Raw genomic sequence first — 16698 nt, forward strand, 5'->3', positions numbered from 1 at the left:
CTTTTTTTGTTATTTGACGTATTCTTTATACAATATTAAAATTGAACTTGTTAAATAAAATACAGGAGGACTTTTATGAAAGCCTTACGGAGTAAAATATTGTTGTATTTCACATCTTTTTCTATCATTATTATTCTTCTCCTTGTTTTAATTGTGAAAAATCAAATAACAAATACCAATATACCCCTAACAGAAAATCTAAATCAGCAAGTGGTTACTGCTAAAGCAGAACAGATAGGGACTTGGATACAACAGCGGATTTGTGAACTTCAAATTCTAACAGAAACCGAGCATCTTATGGCTATGGATATGGATGAAATTAAACCCTTCATGAGACGTATGGATGTGATCCATAAAGAAGAATTCGAATCCTTTGCTATTATAAATTTAGAGGGCCAAGCATGGGTTACAAATGATACCTACATTGACATTAACCATAGACACTATTTTGAAAAAATAAAATCTCAAAGGCTTGATTATGTGGTAAGTGATCCTGTAATTTCTCGTTCTAATGATGAACCTATTGTTGTTATTATTCATCCTATAAAAAATTTAGCAGGAAATGTAGTAGGCTATATAAATGGTGCTATATACTTAAAAAAGCTATCTCAAATAGCAGAGGAAATTGAGATGTATGATGGTACAGCTTGGATATGCGATAGTGCAGGCAATATTTTCACCAGTACTGAGAAAGGCATTAAAGAAACCATAAATGTACTACAATCCTCTGAGGTTGGGTATGTGAACTTTGAAGAAGTAGGTAGAGAAATGCTTATGGGTAAAGAGGGGGTCCATAGAATTAAAACTCCCCAAAACCAAGAAAAATTAGTGCTTCATACTCCAATTCCCAATGTTTATGGTTGGTCTCTAGGTATAGCCTTTTCAGAAGAGGAAATGACTAAAGATACGGATAAATTGATCTTCACAGTTCTTATTTTTGGTGGAGTTCTTATAGTTGTACTAATGATTATATCTTTATTGCTGGCATCATCTATAGTAAAACCTATAGTACAATTACAAAACCTAATGAAACAAGGGGAAAATGGAAACTTAGATATTTATTTTGATTATCAGGGGAAAGATGAAATAGGACAGTTGGGATTAGGCTTTAATAAAATGATTCTTCAATTGAAGAAATTAATTTCCCTAGTAGAAAAAGAACAACAACAAAAAAGAAAAGCAGAGCTTAAAGTGTTACAAGCACAAATTCAACCTCATTTTCTATATAATACTTTGGATACCATACGATGGGCTGCTATGGAAGATGATGCCCAAGAAGCAGTAGAGCTTTTAGAAGCGTTGAGTACCTTCTATCGGATTGGTATAAGCTCTGGAAAAGAGTTTATCAGTGTTGAAGAAGAATTAGATCACGTAGAAAGTTATTTGCAATTACAAAAAGCACGTTATGAGGACATGCTGGATTATGAAATTAGATATGATGAAACAATTATTCATAATGAAGTCTTGAAACTAATACTACAGCCGATAATTGAAAATTCTATTTTACATGGTTTTCAAAGACAAAATCAGGTGAAATATATTATTGATTTGGAAATTCAAAAACAAGATGATGATTTACTCATTGAAATCAAAGATAATGGTAAAGGTATTCCCTTAGAAAAGCTTAAAAAAATTCAAAAAGCCTTAGAAGTTAATGAAGAACCTGGAGAAAATATAGGCTTTGGATTATATAGTACAAATAAGCGTATCAAACTGACTTGTGGTAATAGCTATGGACTAACTATTAACCTGATGGACGGGTGGACGAGGGTTTCCATTAGGTACCCTTTAATAAAAGGAGGTTCACAACATGTGGAAAGTTGCAATTGTAGATGATGAACCTAAAATACGGAGAGGATTTAAAGGATGGATAGAAGAGTTTGGCCATCCCTTTCAGTTTGCAGGAGAGGCTCCAAATACATTTAAAGCTTTAGAAATTATAGATAGACAATTTCCCCATGTATTTTTCCTGGATATTAGAATGGGGGGAGATAATGGTCTGGAGTTAGCAAAATTCATCAAAAGTAAAAATTCTAAAACCCTTATTATTATGGTTACAGGCTATGATTACTTCGAATATGCCCATGAAGCTATTAAATTACATGTTTTTGATTATCTTTTAAAGCCTGTACCTAAAACAGATTTTTTCAAAATCCTAAAAGATATTGATAAATATCTTTGTCAACAATTTCCCCAGGATATTACTAAGAAAAGTGATTATAATAATGAAAACCACAAAAACTATTCTATTATTGTTTTACGAGTGAAGGAATACATTGAAAACAACTACTACAAGCCAGATATTTCACTTCAAAAGGTAGCACAGCTTCATAATGTTAACAAGGGCTACCTTAGCAAGCTTATGAAGGAAGAACTGGGCTATTCCTTTACGGAGCTTTTGACTAAAATTAGAATTGCTAGGGCCAAGGAACTATTAAAAGAAGATTTAACAGGAGCCAAAATCTATGAAATTGCTAAAAAAATAGGCTATCAAAGTCAGCATTATTTTAGTCGAGTCTTTAAAAATAGTGAGGGGATCTCTCCTTTAGAATATAGGACTAAAAACTTTAAGGATTAACTTTTCAAAAAATGCAAAGGTAAAAAACAACAAAATATTTCTTGAAGTCTATAATATAAAATAAAATTGGAGATAAGCAATTTTATTATAAATTTCTGTTGTGAAATCCATAAAAAACCTTATTTTCAGATATTTAAATAGTTTTTTAAAAGATTTAGCGGCTTACAAAAAACCCTAAGATTTATTATAAAAAAGTATAATAAATCCTAGGGTATTTCTGTTTATCTCCCTGTAGTCTCAGCAAGAACTTGTAGGAGTGGAAATTTTATTTACTTTCTATATTATAATCTTGGGGTATAGCTAGTAATCATTTAAGCTCTTTTATCCAAGGCATTTTCTTTCTTATAATGTTTAGATAGAAGCAGGACGATAGTCAGTAATAATCCTATAGATACGATTAAACTAATAATGGCATTGTTAGTGAAGCCTGCCACAATAAAGCCAATAAAGGATACCCCAGCTACAGTAGCAGCGTAGGGAATTTGTGTAGATACGTGGTCGATGTGATGACAGCCTGCCCCTGTTGAAGAAAGAATTGTTGTATCAGATATGGGTGAGCAATGATCTCCGAATACCGCCCCTGCTAATACAGAAGACATCATAAGTCCCACCATTTCAGGATTAACATTAGCTGAAATTGATATGGCTATCGGTAGCATAATAGCAAAGGTCCCCCAAGAAGTACCCGTTGAAAAAGCAATAAAACCAGCTGCTATAAAAATGATGGCTGGCAATATAGCGATAGGTAAATTATTACCCACTATAGTTGCTACAAAAGTACCCGTCTGTAGCCCATCATCTCTTAACACACTACCAAAGGTCCATGCTAAAATTAGAATACTAAAAGCTGGCACCATTGATTTAACCCCTTGAATAAAAGCATTCATAAAGTTACCATAAGTCATCAAGCCCCGTGGTACAAACATGATCATACATAGAAATAGGGCGCCAATCCCACCATATACAAGGGAGATGGCTGCATCAGTATCACCTAGTGCCTGCCATAAAGTCACTTCTCCATTAAAATATCCACCAGTATAGATCATAGCTATCAATGTAAACGTAATTAAACCAGCAATAGGCACAATTAAGTCCCAAGGTGTCCCTTTACTTGATATGTCTAAGCTACTGAAATCATCTACAGGAGGTGTTGAACCTTGATCTGCCTGGATTTCTCCTGTCTCCATGGCTCTAGCCTCAAAATCAGCCATTGGTCCAAACTCTATATTAAGAGCAGCAACAAGAACTACCATTAATAGTGATAGCCAGGCATAAATGTTAAAAGGAATTGTTGCAATAAATCCATTTAGTCCGTTCATCTCAAAACCTGCACCCCTTAGTGTAGGCTCCATGATAGAGATGATGTAAGCAACCCAGCTAGATAAGGGTACTAATATTGTCACTGGTGCCGCAGTTGAATCTAATATATAGGCCAGCTTAGCCCGTGAAATATTATAACGATCTGTTAAGGGACGCATGACTGTACCTACTGTTAAACTATTGAAATAATCATCAATAAAAATAATACAGCCCAATATAAACACAGCGATTTGAGCACCAATTCTTGATTTAACCTTTTTAGTTGCCCATTCACCATAGGCTGCTGAACCTCCAGCTACAGTAATGACAGCAACTAATCCTCCCAACAAAGCTAAAAAAATTAAAATAGCCATATTCCAAGAATCTCCTGCATTTTCAATAATGGAATTTACCATTTCCAGGATTGGTCCAATTACAGGATTGGTTGAAGCCAGGTTTGCTGCAATCTCTGCTGAAGCAAAATTTACATAGATAAAATATCCAGAAAAAATGCCAATGATTAATGAGCCAAAAACTTCTTTTGTTGCTAAAGCTAGTCCTACTGCAATAATTGGTGGCAATAAAGATAGCCATCCATAAACATGTTCCATAGTTAGTCCTCCTTGTGTTGTTTTATTACCCGATTTTTTTATAGCTATCCTTTGCTGTAAATTCTATGCTTATTTATGCAAACAAAAAAACACCTAACAAAATAAAGGTTTGTCAGGTGTTTTTTATCATAATAAAATATACACCTACACCTCCCGTTAACCCTTAGCATGAGATAGCACTCCATTAGGATAGTGGGTATGTATCCTAATGACAGTTCTGCATTTATTTAATGCAGACCCAGTCATAAGCTTTGGTACTTATGACTTCGGCGATGGCTCCTTTCAACATACTTCATAGGCTTCCAACCTCTGTATGTATACTTTTAGACACCGCGCCTCTACCCCATCCCTCTGAGAGATGAGGATTTCTATTTAATTTTTAAGTATACAACATAAGATAACAAATATCTAAGGATTTGTCAAATGCTTTTGTTGTATAAACTCTAGTGTTGATATATTGTTGTTAATAGCAATATACAAAGTAACTATAGCTATACCTACCTGTTCTGCTATTATCTATAATTTACAAATTGAAGATTCATAGGCAAATCAGCAGCCTTTAAGGCTTGGATGACGGCCTGCAGATCATCTCTGTTTTTGCCGGAGACCCGAACCACATCCCCCTGGACAGATGCTTGCACCTTTAATTTCAATCCTTTTATTAAAGTAGTAATCTTTTTAGCTTCCTCTTGGTTAATTCCCTGTTTAACCTTGATGACTTGTTTCACTCTTCCCCCTAAAGCATGTTCTACCTTTTGATAATCCATTCCCTTGAGGGGAACATTTCTTTTAGCCAGCTTTGTTTGTAAAATGTCGATGACATTTCTAAGCTTAAAATCATCGGAGGTAGCAATAAGAATTTCATCCTCCTTTTTTTCAATGACAGTATTACTACCTTTAAAGTCAAACCTTTGGGCAATTTCTTTTTCAGTTTGATTTACTGCATTTGTTACCTCCTGCATGTCCACTTGAGAAACAATATCAAAAGTACTGTCTTTTGTAGCCATTTTATCCCTCCTTTATAGCATATTTTATTAAAATTTTAAACATTTCTAGTATAGCCACATTACATTAAGTTAAAAAGCAACCCTAAATAAGGACTTTACTAAAAAATTAAGCAATAGGATTGTGACCTAACTATAATTTGTAGTGCAATACCATTAAAATATTGCCACATACTTCTCTAACCAATATGTAGTGATCAAACATTTTTTCAACAGCATTAATAATGTCTCTTCTTGAGGTTTTGGATTGTAGTTCACTGGTGATTTCATAAACATCCACCTGAACCTTATCCCAGTTGAAATGCTGTAGCTTAGAGGATTGACTAGCATTAATGAGCTCAAAGGGTATGGATGCAAAAATATTACCATTAAAAACCTCATGGGCCTGCCAAAACCTATTATGAATATCCAATACACCACTGGATTTTAAATCTGAAGTTCTTATGGAGGCAAACCTTTCTAAATAATCCCCATCATAATAGTTCTTTACTGTAATAGGTTTATATAAAAAGACTTCTTGAGAAATTTTTTCGATTTTCATATCGACATGATTGATTACGTCTACATTATTTTTGTTGTTTTGTTGATTTGTTACATGAATCAAATGCTGTTTGTAGACTTCTGCAGTTACTATTAACTCCTGTAGCAAACTAATTTGTGAATTTGTATATGAACTGGCTTCTAAATCATTTACAATTCTTTTGATTTTGTAAAGTTGATTATTCACATGAGTCACCTTCCCTAAGCATATTAGACTTATTACTAATATTATAGTACAAATTTGGAAATTAAAAAATAAAGAATATGTCACAACTTAAATATATTAGTATATTATCGAAGCAAGTTGTAGAAAATTTATGAACAAACCAAGAATGAAAGCTCCTTTCATTCTTTATGAAATAATGGTAAAATATAGTGTAGTATTGGATATATACAACAAAAATGACTTGATAAATTTTTAATATTTGGATATATTGTTAATAATACACTGATAAGATAGGAGGAAACAACATTGAAATTCAACTCAAACCCTGTAAGGGGAACCTTTGACGTTTTACCACAAGATATGGAATTGAGGAATTGGGTACAGGATACCATCAAGAAAGTTTATAGGGAAAGGGGCTATATGCAAATAGAAACCCCCTGTATTGAAAACTTAGACCTTCTAAACGATGGTGAAGGTGGAGAAAACCTTAGACTTTTATTTAAAATATTAAAGCGTGGAGAAAAGCTCACCTTTGATGAACTATCAGAAAATGCCCTATGTGATTTAGGCTTAAGGTTTGACTTAACCTTACCCCTAAGTAGATTTTATGCCAACAATCGCAATGAATTACCTACTCCCTTTAAGGCCTTTCAAATGGGTTATGTGTGGCGGGCGGAAAGACCACAAAAGGGGAGATTCCGTCAGTTTACCCAATGTGATATTGACATCATAGGGGATAAAACAATCTATGCAGAAATTGATATATTGCTGACCTTACCAAAGGCTATAGAGAGCTTGGGTTTTAAAAACTTTACCATTAAAATCAATGATAGACGACTGTTGAAGGATATTGTTGTAGGGGCAGGCTTTAAGGAGGAGGACTTTGATAGTATCTGCATCACATTAGATAAGATGGACAAGGTAGGTCAAGAAGGGGTAACGGAGGAACTAGTATCTAAAGGCTACAGAAAAGAAGATATAGAAAAGCTTCTAGCCCAATTAAATACAAATATAGGTAATTTTGACAACCAGTATGCTAGAGAACTACAAAAAGCCATTGACGTTGTATCAAAGTATTATCCTATTGAATTTGAACCAACCCTAGTGAGAGGGATGGGCTATTATACAGGGGCTATTTTTGAAATTGTCAGCGATGAGTTTAGGGGTTCTATTGCTGGAGGAGGAAGATACGACAATCTATTAAGCAAATTCCAAAGGGACTCCATTCCTGCAGTAGGCTTTTCTATTGGCTTTGAAAGAATTGTAACGATTTTAAAGGAAAAAAACTTCAAAATACCAAAAGAGCAAAAGAAAATCGCCCTAGTCTTTACAGAGGATGAACTATTGGATCAAGTAATCAATCGAATAGAGGACCTCACTAAAGAAGGTAACATTGCTACGATGGTGAATGTTACTAGAAATAAGCTTGGTAAAAAAATTAGTCAATTGGAAGAACAAGGCTATGAAGTAGAGGTTATAAAATAATAAAAATAAGCCCTAATAATTACTAGGGCTTATTTTTATGATGTTTTCTTCATAGAATTGTCATAATTCTGTAGTAAAATATAATTGCAAAAATTATAGGTAAAGGATCTAAAGTCTATTTTAACAGAAATTTATAAAACCTATTCCAGTCTTTTACTAAAAAGCTTTAAAGAAGCCTCAATAGACTCTCTATCCAATTCCAGAAGAATATAGGAAAACCATCTCTCTTTACGCTTCTGGGTAGGGGAACCAGGATTTAACATCAAAATACCCCTATGGGTTTTAATGATAGGCTGATGACTATGACCAAAAATGATGATATCTACATTATCCTCCATAAATATTTCATAGGTTCTTTCTAAAGTAGTTTTTCCTATGCCATGACCATGATAGATACCAATTTTATAGCCTTCTAATTCAATTAACTCCTTTTCCTTAACAAAATGGGTTGTATTCTGATTGTCTACATTACCCAATACTCCCACAAAGTCCTTGTATTGTATTAATCCTTTAACTACCCCTTCTGCTACAAAATCCCCTGCATGTATGATTAAATCTAATCCATGGAAATGATATTTTATAGTATGTAAAAATTTTTCAGGATCTTTAGTAATATGGGTATCTGAAATAATGCCTATTTTCATCCTTTATCACCTTCATGTAAAGTATATTTTATTATTTTTCTTCCTATCAGCTACAATATACCCTAATAAATTTTATGTATTGTTAAAAAGCAATAATGTTATTACATAAGGGAAAATGGACAGTATTTTTGAAATGAAAATTAATAAATTCAAATGAAAGAAAAGGGGAGGGGGTAGACAGGAGAAGTAATAAGGTTGATTTTATGGAGCCTAAATTTATTGACAATAATAACAGAAAAATATACAATGAAAATGCAAATCATATGCAAAATCAAAAACAATATATTATTAAAGTGTAATGATTAGAGGAGGGATAGAATGAGTCATATCCATGTTCCTGATGGTATTATATCAGTAGTCTGGTGGGGGTTAGGATATGTTTTGACCTTTACCATCATGTTTTTTATTTTTAAAACCCTAGATAAGGAGGAGGCAAGGAAGAAAATTCCCTTTACAGGAATAGCCGCCGCCATTATGCTTTTGGGAATGTCAGTACCACTATTTATTGTTCCAGTACATTTAAGTCTAGCGGTATTAACAGGTATTTTAATAGGACCCAAACTAGGTTTTCTAGCAGTATTTGTTGTTAATATAATGCTGGCATTATTTGGCCATGGAGGTATTACTATTGTTGGATTAAATACCCTTGTGGTTGGTTCGGAGGTATTAATAGGCTCCTGCTTATTTAAATATTTTAGTAAAAGGTTACATAAAGTAGGTAGTGTATTTATAGCAACAGCAATAGCTCTACTGATCTCTATGACCTTAATGGTAGGTATCATTGGTGTTACTACTGGTGTTACAGAGGCCCTACCCCATCACCATCATGGAGAGCATGATTATTATGAAGATCAGCATGCTATAGAAGAAGTTGAAGATGTTTGGGAAAAAATGGGAGATGAAGTAGCTACAATAAGATACTTTGCCTTTACAGGCTGGACAGCGGTTGTGCTTATTCTTATGGCAGGCATTGCTTTAGAATCTACTGGAACTGCCTTAATCATAAGATATTTCTTGCAGGTTCGTCCAGATTTAATTATTCCTACTCAAGATGTTTAATAACTCAAAAGAATAAGGATGGTAAAAAATGCATTTAGCTGAAATCGATCAAATATCTACTAATGGCATCAGTCCCCTTCATAAAGCAGGGGCTGTTTCCAAAATTATATTAACCCTACTTATTTTATCTGCCTTTATTGTTTCTAATGATGTAGTAAAATTAAGCTGTCTTATAATTATTCTCTTTACATTTTTTAGTGTAGGAGGGGTTCCCCTAAAGCAGGTGGGACACTTAGCCCTTTATCCTGTTTTTTTCAGTATTATATTTGCTTTAATAAGGGCTCAACAGGGATGGATTCTTGGGGTAATCATTATGTTAAAGGCTGTAGGTGCTGCCTCTACTATGCTTCTTTTGATAACAACTACACCTTATGTTGACATTTTTTCTTTTTTATCTTTATTCATGCCAAGTCTGTTGGTGGATATTTTTCTTTTCACCTATCGCTCTTTTTTTATTTTGATTGATAAAATAGAAAGCCTTATTAAAAGTATGCGATTAAGGGGAGGGTACAAAGCCTTTAACCTATTCAGCAATCTTAAAAATATTGCTGGAATTTTAGGGGTGTTAATCATTCACTCCTTCGAAATGAGTGAAAGAATGTACAGGATTTATTCCCTTAGAGGATATCAGGGACGTATACCTTTAACGATAGATATATTTCCATTAAAAATTTATGATTATATAATTATTATATTAGGCATAGTTATTCTAGTTGGGACGGTGATACAATGGAACCTTTAATAAAGGTACAGTGCTTAAAACATATATATCCTGATAAAACAGAAGTAAAACTTTGCGGTTTAGACTTTGTTGTAAAACCAGGGGAGAGGGTAGTTGTATTAGGTCCAAATGGAGCAGGGAAGACCACGCTGTTATCCCACATATTAGGACTTCTTTCGGCTGTAGAAGGTACAGTAGAGGTTATGGGTTTCCGACCCGATAAACATTTTAATAGGATTCGAAAAAATATAGGTGTGGTTTTTCAAAATGTTGATGAACAAATCATAGGACCTAGAGTTTATGATGATATAGCCTTTACCCCTCGAAATGAAGGATTATCCAAGGATGAGGTTCACAAAAAGGTGATGCTAGTGGCTCGAACCCTTAAAATTGAACACCTTCTTGATAAAATCCCCCATTATCTTAGTGGAGGACAAAAAAAGAAGGTAGCTTTGGCAGGGGCTATGGTGATGATGCCTAAAATTCTTATTATGGATGAGCCCTTTGATTCTCTAGATCCCAAGGCTAAGGGCGAGATGGTAGCTATTATTAATGATCTGAATAAAGCCCATGGTGTGACTTTAATTATTACCACCCATGATATCAATATCGTACCTAGCTTAGCCGACACCATCTATATCTTCAATGAAGGAAGCATTGTCACCAAAGGTACACCTAGTGAGGTATTTCAGCAGACAGAAATCTTAAAAAAAGCTAACTTAGAGCCGCCAATTCTATCGGAATTGTTTGATCGTTTAAGGAAAAGAGGCTATGATATTGAAATTCCTAATAGTTTAGAAGATGCAGAAGAGCAGTTGTTGACCATATTAAACCCTAAGGAAATATCAAATGAAGGTGCTAAAAATTAAAAGATAAAAGATCTAAAATCTAAAATAGTTTATCCCTATCTGTTTATTATATAGGATAGTAAGATTGAAACCCCAGTTATTATAGCTGGGGTTTTATGATGCAATCAAGCCTAGATTTTTTATTACACTTCAATTTTAGTATTTATAAACTCCTCAATCAGGAAACATTCCTCTATAGGTTCCATTTTGACAAGTATGTACAGCCTTTGGTTGCATGCCTGTTTCTGCTGGTTTTCCACCGATATAAATAGAAGAAGTAGGCCCATCCCCTGCTATTTGTTCACCAACAAGCTGAGTTACAAAACTTAAGGTCATAGAATACTATCGTTATAGATAAATCCTTGACAATATAAAAGAAATGGAATATAATAATGATAATCATTATCATTTGTTAAAAGGAGGATTAAAAATGAGGGCATTATTAGTTGGAGCAGATCGGTTAGGTAATATTCCAAATACATTGATGGAATATGGTATTGAAGATTATATCCATTGGACTGGGAGAAAAAAGGGTATGCGTAATTTTCAAATACCTACGGAGATGGATATGATCATCGTTTTTTATGATTTTATCGAACATAATATTACACAAATTGTAAAGGAAAAAGCAAAACAAAGTAACATACCATGTGTTTTTTCAAGAAGAGCCTGTAGTGATTTAGCAAAACAATTAAATAATTGTAGGGGATGTAAAGTATGTAAGGTGCAATAACCAAACATCCAATGTTAAAAAATTTACAAGGTCAACGAGAATGATATTCATTACTGTATTAACGGAAGATTTTTAAATAGAAAATATAGGTTTTTGAAGAGTACTTCTAAAGGAAAGAGGGATAGAATGGAGACCAATTCTAAATACTGCTATTGTCTAAATCAAAACAGTGATTATGAATTTATAAAATGGATTGTTGAATTGCTTGGACCAGTATTATTAGGGGTAAAGCCATCGGAGATTGTCAGCTTTCCTGGAAAGGACAAAACAAGCCTTCAGAGAAGAGAAGCAGTGAAATTAATGATGGATATGAGTCCTAGAGTTAGTTTTAGAGAAATTGATTTTTCAAATAGATGTAATAAAATTTTATTTTATCATGTCGAATCTTTAAATCATACCCTTAAAGAATTTAGAAATCTGAGGTTCCTAAAAACCTTAGGGTATCCTGAGGATTACAACTTACAAATTTACTTAGACCATATGATATATAAAATGCAAGGAGGGGAAATCCCTCACGAAATTGGAGTATTTTTAGGATATCCATTAAAGGATGTTTTAGGGTTTATGGGACATCCTTCCTTGAAGCTAACAAAAACCAACGGATGGAAAGTATATGGAGATCCTAGACTATCTGATGAAAAACATAGAAGGATTTTATGTGCTAAGGAAAAAGTGAAAAAAATGCTGGAAATAAATCCTCCAGAGAAGATTATACAAACTGCGTAATAGAATAGTTTACTAGATATTAAAGGCTAACAAAAATTTATATCAAATTTATATCAATAGAACAAAAAATTCAAAAACATATTGACAATAAATTAACAAAAAGATATAATGAGTTCAAGAAAAAATTAATTTAATTATAAGGTAACATAGTCATGAAGACTTTTAAAGCCATGAAGGCTACTGAAACAGTAGTTTTTTCGGCTTTAATTTGTTTTCTATTACTTTTAAGTGCCCCCTATAAACCTCATTCTTTTTATAAAAGATGGGGTTTTGCTTTTGATTTTTATAGGATTACGGAAATCTTGAGGGATAACTTATAAATGTATATAGACTAATGAAAGTCTGCAGCTATTAGGATAAGCTGCAGACCTATTAAATTTTCAACAATCCTTCAATAGCATCAAAAAGATCCTTAGGTTTAATGGGTTTAGGAACAAAAGCATCCATCCCCACTTGAAAGCACTTATTTCGATCTTCTTCAAAGGCATTGGCGGTCATAGCAATAATAGGTAAATGGTTACCGGTGATCTTTTCCTTGTCTCTGATGTGGGAGGTGGTTTCAAAACCATCCATTTCTGGCATTTGTATATCCATCAAAACACAATCAAAGGTTTGGGTTTTTAATAAATCCAATGCTTCTTTACCATTAGATGCTATGGCTACATCAAAACCTTTTTTCACAAGAAATGCTTTAGTAAGTCTTTGATTAATCTTTTCGTCTTCCACCAACAGAATCCTCAGTTGTTGATTATCAATGGAGGCAGCAGCTAAATCATCAATTGTCCTATCTGTCAAGTTATTGGAGGAAGCTTCCTTAAAGGTTAAAGTTACTTTAAAGGTAAAGGTACTTCCCTGCCCCTCTTTACTTTCTACGTTAATGGTTCCTCCCATTATATCCACTAGATTCTTGGTTATAGCTAGACCTAAACCAGTTCCTCCGTACTTTCTAGTAGTAGAGGCATCTACTTGGCTAAAGTTTTTAAACAGAAGATTGTATTTGTCTGATGGAATCCCAATCCCTGTATCCTTAATAGAAAATGCTAATTCTACCCTATAAGGACCTAGTTTTTTAGCTTTAACCTGGAGGTCAACTCCACCCCTTTCTGTAAACTTGATGGCATTACCTAAGAGGTTGTACAATATTTGATTCAAGCGATGGGGGTCACCTATAAATATAGAGGGAGTTTCCTCATCAATAGAATAACTGAAGGATAGACCCTTACTTTTTGCCCTAAAGGAAAAATCTTTAGCTACTAAGGTGATAAACTCATGGAAATTGAACTCCACCTGATCTAATACCATTTTATTGGCCTCGATTTTAGAGATGTCTAATATATTGTTAATAATATTTAATAAACGATCATTAGAGGCTTGCAATAATTCAATATATTCTTTTTGCTGATGACTTAATGTTGTGGCGGATAACAGCTCGGTTACACCTATAATCCCATTCATTGGGGTCCTTAGCTCATGACTCATATTTGCTAAGAAATAAGACTTTGAAATACTTGCTGCCTCTGATTCTAGCTTTGCCTGGATCAATTCTTCTTCTGCCACCTTCCGATGGGTAATATCTTGAACAATTCCCAGAACACTTTCTACTCTACCATCTGTTTTTCTAAGGAAGACTACTTCCCTACAGCAGAGCCAGATAAAATGACCCTCCTTATGCTCTGCTCTAAACTCAATGGAAAAAACCTCATCGGTTACAGTATTAGTCATTATCTTTAAATGCTCTGTCATTTTATCAACATCTTCAGGATGCAGGATATCCATAAATCTATTTCCACTTAATTGATGAAATTCTTCTATAGAATAACCTAGGATTGAAGGTGCGTGATGATTACAATAAAGATTTTTCCTTCGAATAATATCAGTAACATAAATGATGTCCGGGAGGGCTTCTGTAATAGCTGTTACTTTTCGATGGGAGGCCTCAAGGGTTGTCAGCATTCTATTAACAGAATCCCCCAAAACTGCAAATTCATCCTTTGCATCAATGGTTAGCCTAGCCTTTAGGTTGGTAGGATTACCCATTAAAGCAATATCTTTTGTTAAGGATCTTAAGGGTGATAGGACATTTTTTCTTAAAAAGAATAGAAAAAGCCCAAGAAACAATCCACCAGTCAATACAATCAAAATTATAAAGAGACGAATACTCTGTAGACTTTGGATATAAAGGGTTCGAGGAAAGACTAACTCTAATAACAGAGTGTCATTACCATAAATATCCTCCACCAACTGATAGACAGCTACTTTTTCCTGTGTTAAGGCTTGGGTATAGATATCCTCCTTTGATAAATGCTGTAAAATTTTTTCTGTATTGGGTGGAATCCCAGTGCCATTGATTAAATCAAATACATCTACCGACAGATGTATTTTTTTCGAAGTGTTTTGAAGCTTTGCTTCATTCACATAGCTAGCCATAATTAAAGCCCCCCTATTGGGGCCTGTAGCATGGCTGGTTAAAATAGGTTGAAAAGATACCAGTAAAATACCACTGGGGAGAATCATTAAACCCTTTTGATTTTCGTTAGAGCCCCTATCATACAATACCCCCCAATTTTCCTGCACATGTTTTTTAAAATCCAGTGGAATAGGGAACTCCTTATCTCCCACGGAATCATAGGCCTTTTCATAGACAATATCACCATGAATATCAAGCAGCATCACCATTTCAACGCCACCGGCTTCAAAGGTTATATTGGTATAATTACTCTCAATATACTGTTCATTAGGATTTAACATATATTCATAGGTATCATCCCATTTTCCATAATCCAATGCTAGGGTATTTATATAATCCACCATAGATTCAAGCTCATTTTTAAAGCGAATAATATTATGACGGGCAATCACTGTTTCGTTATTCAGGGACATTTTGACCAAAACCATATGGGCAATATAACTGTTTATAGCTAGAGTACATAAAATTGTAACAATGGCCCATACCATTGTTTTCTTATAAAGGGTCATTTCAATTCACCTCATTTATAGGTATATGATTCAATAATATAGAAGGTTTTATTTTGAAATTCGACATAAATTGCTATTTTCCTTTATAAAATACTCAAACAACAAATGTAAAGTATAACCATTATATAATAATAAAAGGGAGTTAAAAAACTTTAATAAAAGTCATGATCCAGAAGAGTGGTTTAAAAATATTAAAATAAAAAACAAATAAAGTAAGGGGTAGAAGAGAGGGGATAGAACAATTTAAGTCTGTATCTTCATTTCATATTTTGAAGATACAGACTTAAAATACACATAATGGAAATCTAACCTTTGATATAGCGGCATATTGCTTCTGTCATTTCCGTAGTTGTAGCAGTACCACCTATATCCTGTGTTGTATATTTACCTTCCTGAATAACATAGGCAGTAGCCTGTCGAATAAGACTTGCGGCAGATTGTTCCCCTATATAATCTAGCATCATGGTGGCCGATAAAATGCAGGCAGTGGGATTGGCCATATTTAATCCTGCTATACTTGGGGCACTGCCATGGACTGCTTCAAATATGGCGATGTTCTCTCCTATGTTTGCACCAGGGACTAAACCTAATCCCCCCACTAATCCTGCACCTAAATCAGAAATAATATCACCATAAAGATTAGGCAAAACCAGAACATCGTAATTTTCAGGATGCATTACCAACTGCATACACATATTGTCAACGATAACTTCCTCGTAATAAATTTCTGGATATTTTTTAGCTATTTTTCTAACACACTCTAAAAAAAGTCCATCTGAAATTTTCATGATATTGGCCTTATGAACAGCCGTTACCTTTTTCCTGCCATGGGTTTTGGCATATTGAAAGGCAGACTCAGCAATTCTTAGGGAAGCCTTTTCGGTAATGATTTTAATAGATTCTGCTACTCCTTCGGTTACTAAGTGCTCTATACCACAGTACAGGTCTTCAGAATTTTCCCTAACAATAACTAAATCTACGTTTTGAAAGGGTGTTTTGATACCTGGAATACTTTTAATGGGTCTGATATTGGCATAGGTGTTATACTTTTGCCTTAAAGTAACATTAATACTTCTAAATCCACTGCCAATGGGTGTAGTAATAGGACCCTTAAAGACAATTTTATTTTTAGATATACTTTCTAAAAGGGAGGTAGGAATAAATTGGCCTGTAGCTTTATAGGCATCTTCTCCAGCATTTATAATCTCCCAGTCAATTTTTACATCAGCAGCTGTAATAACCTTTTGAAGGGAGGAGGTTACTTCATAACCGATTCCATCCCCGGGTATTAGTGTAATAGTTTTCATT

General features: G+C 34.1%; 15 protein-coding genes and 1 riboswitch. Of the genes, 8 read left to right on the forward strand and 7 right to left on the reverse strand.

Features of this window, described 5'->3' with window-relative positions; translation table 11 throughout:
* Window positions 1–75 precede the first annotated feature (75 nt).
* Entirely contained in the window at window positions 76–1836 is a 1761-nt protein-coding gene (locus tag BLS22_RS02220) for a cache domain-containing sensor histidine kinase (protein ID WP_090549689.1), read from the forward strand.
* On the forward strand, window positions 1811–2578 hold the full coding sequence (locus tag BLS22_RS02225) for a response regulator transcription factor (RefSeq protein WP_090549691.1): 768 nt from the start codon (window positions 1811–1813) through the stop codon (window positions 2576–2578). Before BLS22_RS02220 ends, BLS22_RS02225 begins: the two co-directional genes overlap by 26 nt.
* A 311-nt stretch (window positions 2579–2889) precedes the next feature.
* On the opposite strand, the gene BLS22_RS02230 is transcribed toward BLS22_RS02225, so the two are convergent.
* From BLS22_RS02230 to BLS22_RS02240, 3 genes are all read right to left on the reverse strand, one after another.
* Window positions 2890–4488 (reverse strand): Na+/H+ antiporter NhaC family protein, encoded by a 1599-nt coding sequence (locus BLS22_RS02230; RefSeq protein ID WP_090549694.1) that lies wholly within the window; start codon window positions 4486–4488, stop codon window positions 2890–2892.
* 166 nt (window positions 4489–4654) lie between these two features.
* A riboswitch (Lysine riboswitch) is annotated at window positions 4655–4837 on the reverse strand.
* A 163-nt stretch (window positions 4838–5000) separates the two neighbouring features.
* Window positions 5001–5495, reverse strand: coding sequence for a YajQ family cyclic di-GMP-binding protein (locus BLS22_RS02235; RefSeq protein ID WP_090549697.1), 495 nt, complete (start codon window positions 5493–5495; stop codon window positions 5001–5003).
* 130 nt (window positions 5496–5625) lie between these two features.
* Complete coding sequence (locus tag BLS22_RS02240) at window positions 5626–6219, reverse strand: hypothetical protein (protein WP_090549699.1); 594 nt, start codon at window positions 6217–6219, stop codon at window positions 5626–5628.
* A gap of 285 nt (window positions 6220–6504) precedes the next feature.
* Here BLS22_RS02240 and hisS point away from each other — a divergent pair, with 285 nt between their 5' ends.
* A complete protein-coding gene (gene hisS, locus BLS22_RS02245; RefSeq protein WP_244269435.1) occupies window positions 6505–7683 on the forward strand; it encodes a histidine--tRNA ligase in 1179 nt (392 codons plus the stop codon).
* 140 nt (window positions 7684–7823) lie between these two features.
* Here the strand turns inward: hisS and BLS22_RS02250 are convergent, their stop codons facing one another.
* Complete coding sequence (locus BLS22_RS02250; RefSeq protein ID WP_090549701.1) at window positions 7824–8327, reverse strand: metallophosphoesterase family protein; 504 nt, start codon at window positions 8325–8327, stop codon at window positions 7824–7826.
* A gap of 318 nt (window positions 8328–8645) precedes the next feature.
* Between BLS22_RS02250 and BLS22_RS02255 the strand changes: the two genes are divergently transcribed.
* Genes BLS22_RS02255 through BLS22_RS02265 form a run of 3 tightly spaced genes read left to right on the forward strand, consistent with a single transcriptional unit; the run spans window position 8646 to window position 10976 of the window.
* A complete protein-coding gene (locus BLS22_RS02255; protein ID WP_090549704.1) occupies window positions 8646–9386 on the forward strand; it encodes an energy-coupling factor ABC transporter permease in 741 nt (246 codons plus the stop codon).
* Between the two features lie 28 nt (window positions 9387–9414).
* Complete coding sequence (locus BLS22_RS02260) at window positions 9415–10128, forward strand: energy-coupling factor transporter transmembrane component T family protein (protein ID WP_090549706.1); 714 nt, start codon at window positions 9415–9417, stop codon at window positions 10126–10128.
* A complete protein-coding gene (locus tag BLS22_RS02265; RefSeq protein ID WP_090549709.1) occupies window positions 10116–10976 on the forward strand; it encodes an energy-coupling factor ABC transporter ATP-binding protein in 861 nt (286 codons plus the stop codon). The genes BLS22_RS02260 and BLS22_RS02265 overlap by 13 nt, the downstream gene beginning before the upstream one ends.
* Before the next feature lie 153 nt (window positions 10977–11129).
* On the opposite strand, the gene BLS22_RS14960 is transcribed toward BLS22_RS02265, so the two are convergent.
* Window positions 11130–11291 (reverse strand): hypothetical protein, encoded by a 162-nt coding sequence (locus tag BLS22_RS14960; protein WP_176762013.1) that lies wholly within the window; start codon window positions 11289–11291, stop codon window positions 11130–11132.
* Between the two features lie 94 nt (window positions 11292–11385).
* Between BLS22_RS14960 and BLS22_RS02270 the strand changes: the two genes are divergently transcribed.
* On the forward strand, window positions 11386–11688 hold the full coding sequence (locus tag BLS22_RS02270) for a DUF2325 domain-containing protein (RefSeq protein ID WP_090549712.1): 303 nt from the start codon (window positions 11386–11388) through the stop codon (window positions 11686–11688).
* 126 nt (window positions 11689–11814) lie between these two features.
* A complete protein-coding gene (locus tag BLS22_RS02275; RefSeq protein ID WP_090549714.1) occupies window positions 11815–12414 on the forward strand; it encodes a DUF3793 family protein in 600 nt (199 codons plus the stop codon).
* Window positions 12415–12786: 372 nt separating this feature from the next.
* Here BLS22_RS02275 and BLS22_RS02280 read toward each other — a convergent pair whose 3' ends face one another.
* Together BLS22_RS02280 and BLS22_RS02285 are read right to left on the reverse strand one after the other, a co-directional pair.
* Entirely contained in the window at window positions 12787–15390 is a 2604-nt protein-coding gene (locus tag BLS22_RS02280) for a response regulator (protein ID WP_090549717.1), read from the reverse strand.
* Between the two features lie 305 nt (window positions 15391–15695).
* Entirely contained in the window at window positions 15696–16697 is a 1002-nt protein-coding gene (locus BLS22_RS02285; protein ID WP_176762014.1) for an isocitrate/isopropylmalate dehydrogenase family protein, read from the reverse strand.
* Between the last annotated feature and the right edge of the window lies 1 nt (window position 16698).

It is taken from the genome of Natronincola ferrireducens, assembly GCF_900100845.1.
GTDB classification, from domain to species: Bacteria; Bacillota; Clostridia; order Peptostreptococcales; family Natronincolaceae; genus Natronincola_B; species Natronincola_B ferrireducens.

Coding starts and splice junctions, on each gene's coding strand:
- BLS22_RS02220 (WP_090549689.1), top strand. CDS start 76: ATGAAAGCCTTACGGAGTAAAATATTGTTGTATTTCACATCTTTTTCT.
- BLS22_RS02225 (WP_090549691.1), top strand. CDS start 1,811: ATGTGGAAAGTTGCAATTGTAGATGATGAACCTAAAATACGGAGAGGA.
- BLS22_RS02230 (WP_090549694.1), bottom strand. CDS start 4,488: ATGGAACATGTTTATGGATGGCTATCTTTATTGCCACCAATTATTGCA.
- BLS22_RS02235 (WP_090549697.1), bottom strand. CDS start 5,495: ATGGCTACAAAAGACAGTACTTTTGATATTGTTTCTCAAGTGGACATG.
- BLS22_RS02250 (WP_090549701.1), bottom strand. CDS start 8,327: ATGAAAATAGGCATTATTTCAGATACCCATATTACTAAAGATCCTGAA.
- BLS22_RS02255 (WP_090549704.1), top strand. CDS start 8,646: ATGAGTCATATCCATGTTCCTGATGGTATTATATCAGTAGTCTGGTGG.
- BLS22_RS02260 (WP_090549706.1), top strand. CDS start 9,415: ATGCATTTAGCTGAAATCGATCAAATATCTACTAATGGCATCAGTCCC.
- BLS22_RS02265 (WP_090549709.1), top strand. CDS start 10,116: ATGGAACCTTTAATAAAGGTACAGTGCTTAAAACATATATATCCTGAT.
- BLS22_RS14960 (WP_176762013.1), bottom strand. CDS start 11,291: ATGACCTTAAGTTTTGTAACTCAGCTTGTTGGTGAACAAATAGCAGGG.
- BLS22_RS02270 (WP_090549712.1), top strand. CDS start 11,386: ATGAGGGCATTATTAGTTGGAGCAGATCGGTTAGGTAATATTCCAAAT.
- BLS22_RS02275 (WP_090549714.1), top strand. CDS start 11,815: ATGGAGACCAATTCTAAATACTGCTATTGTCTAAATCAAAACAGTGAT.
- BLS22_RS02280 (WP_090549717.1), bottom strand. CDS start 15,390: ATGACCCTTTATAAGAAAACAATGGTATGGGCCATTGTTACAATTTTA.
- BLS22_RS02285 (WP_176762014.1), bottom strand. CDS start 16,697: ATGAAAACTATTACACTAATACCCGGGGATGGAATCGGTTATGAAGTA.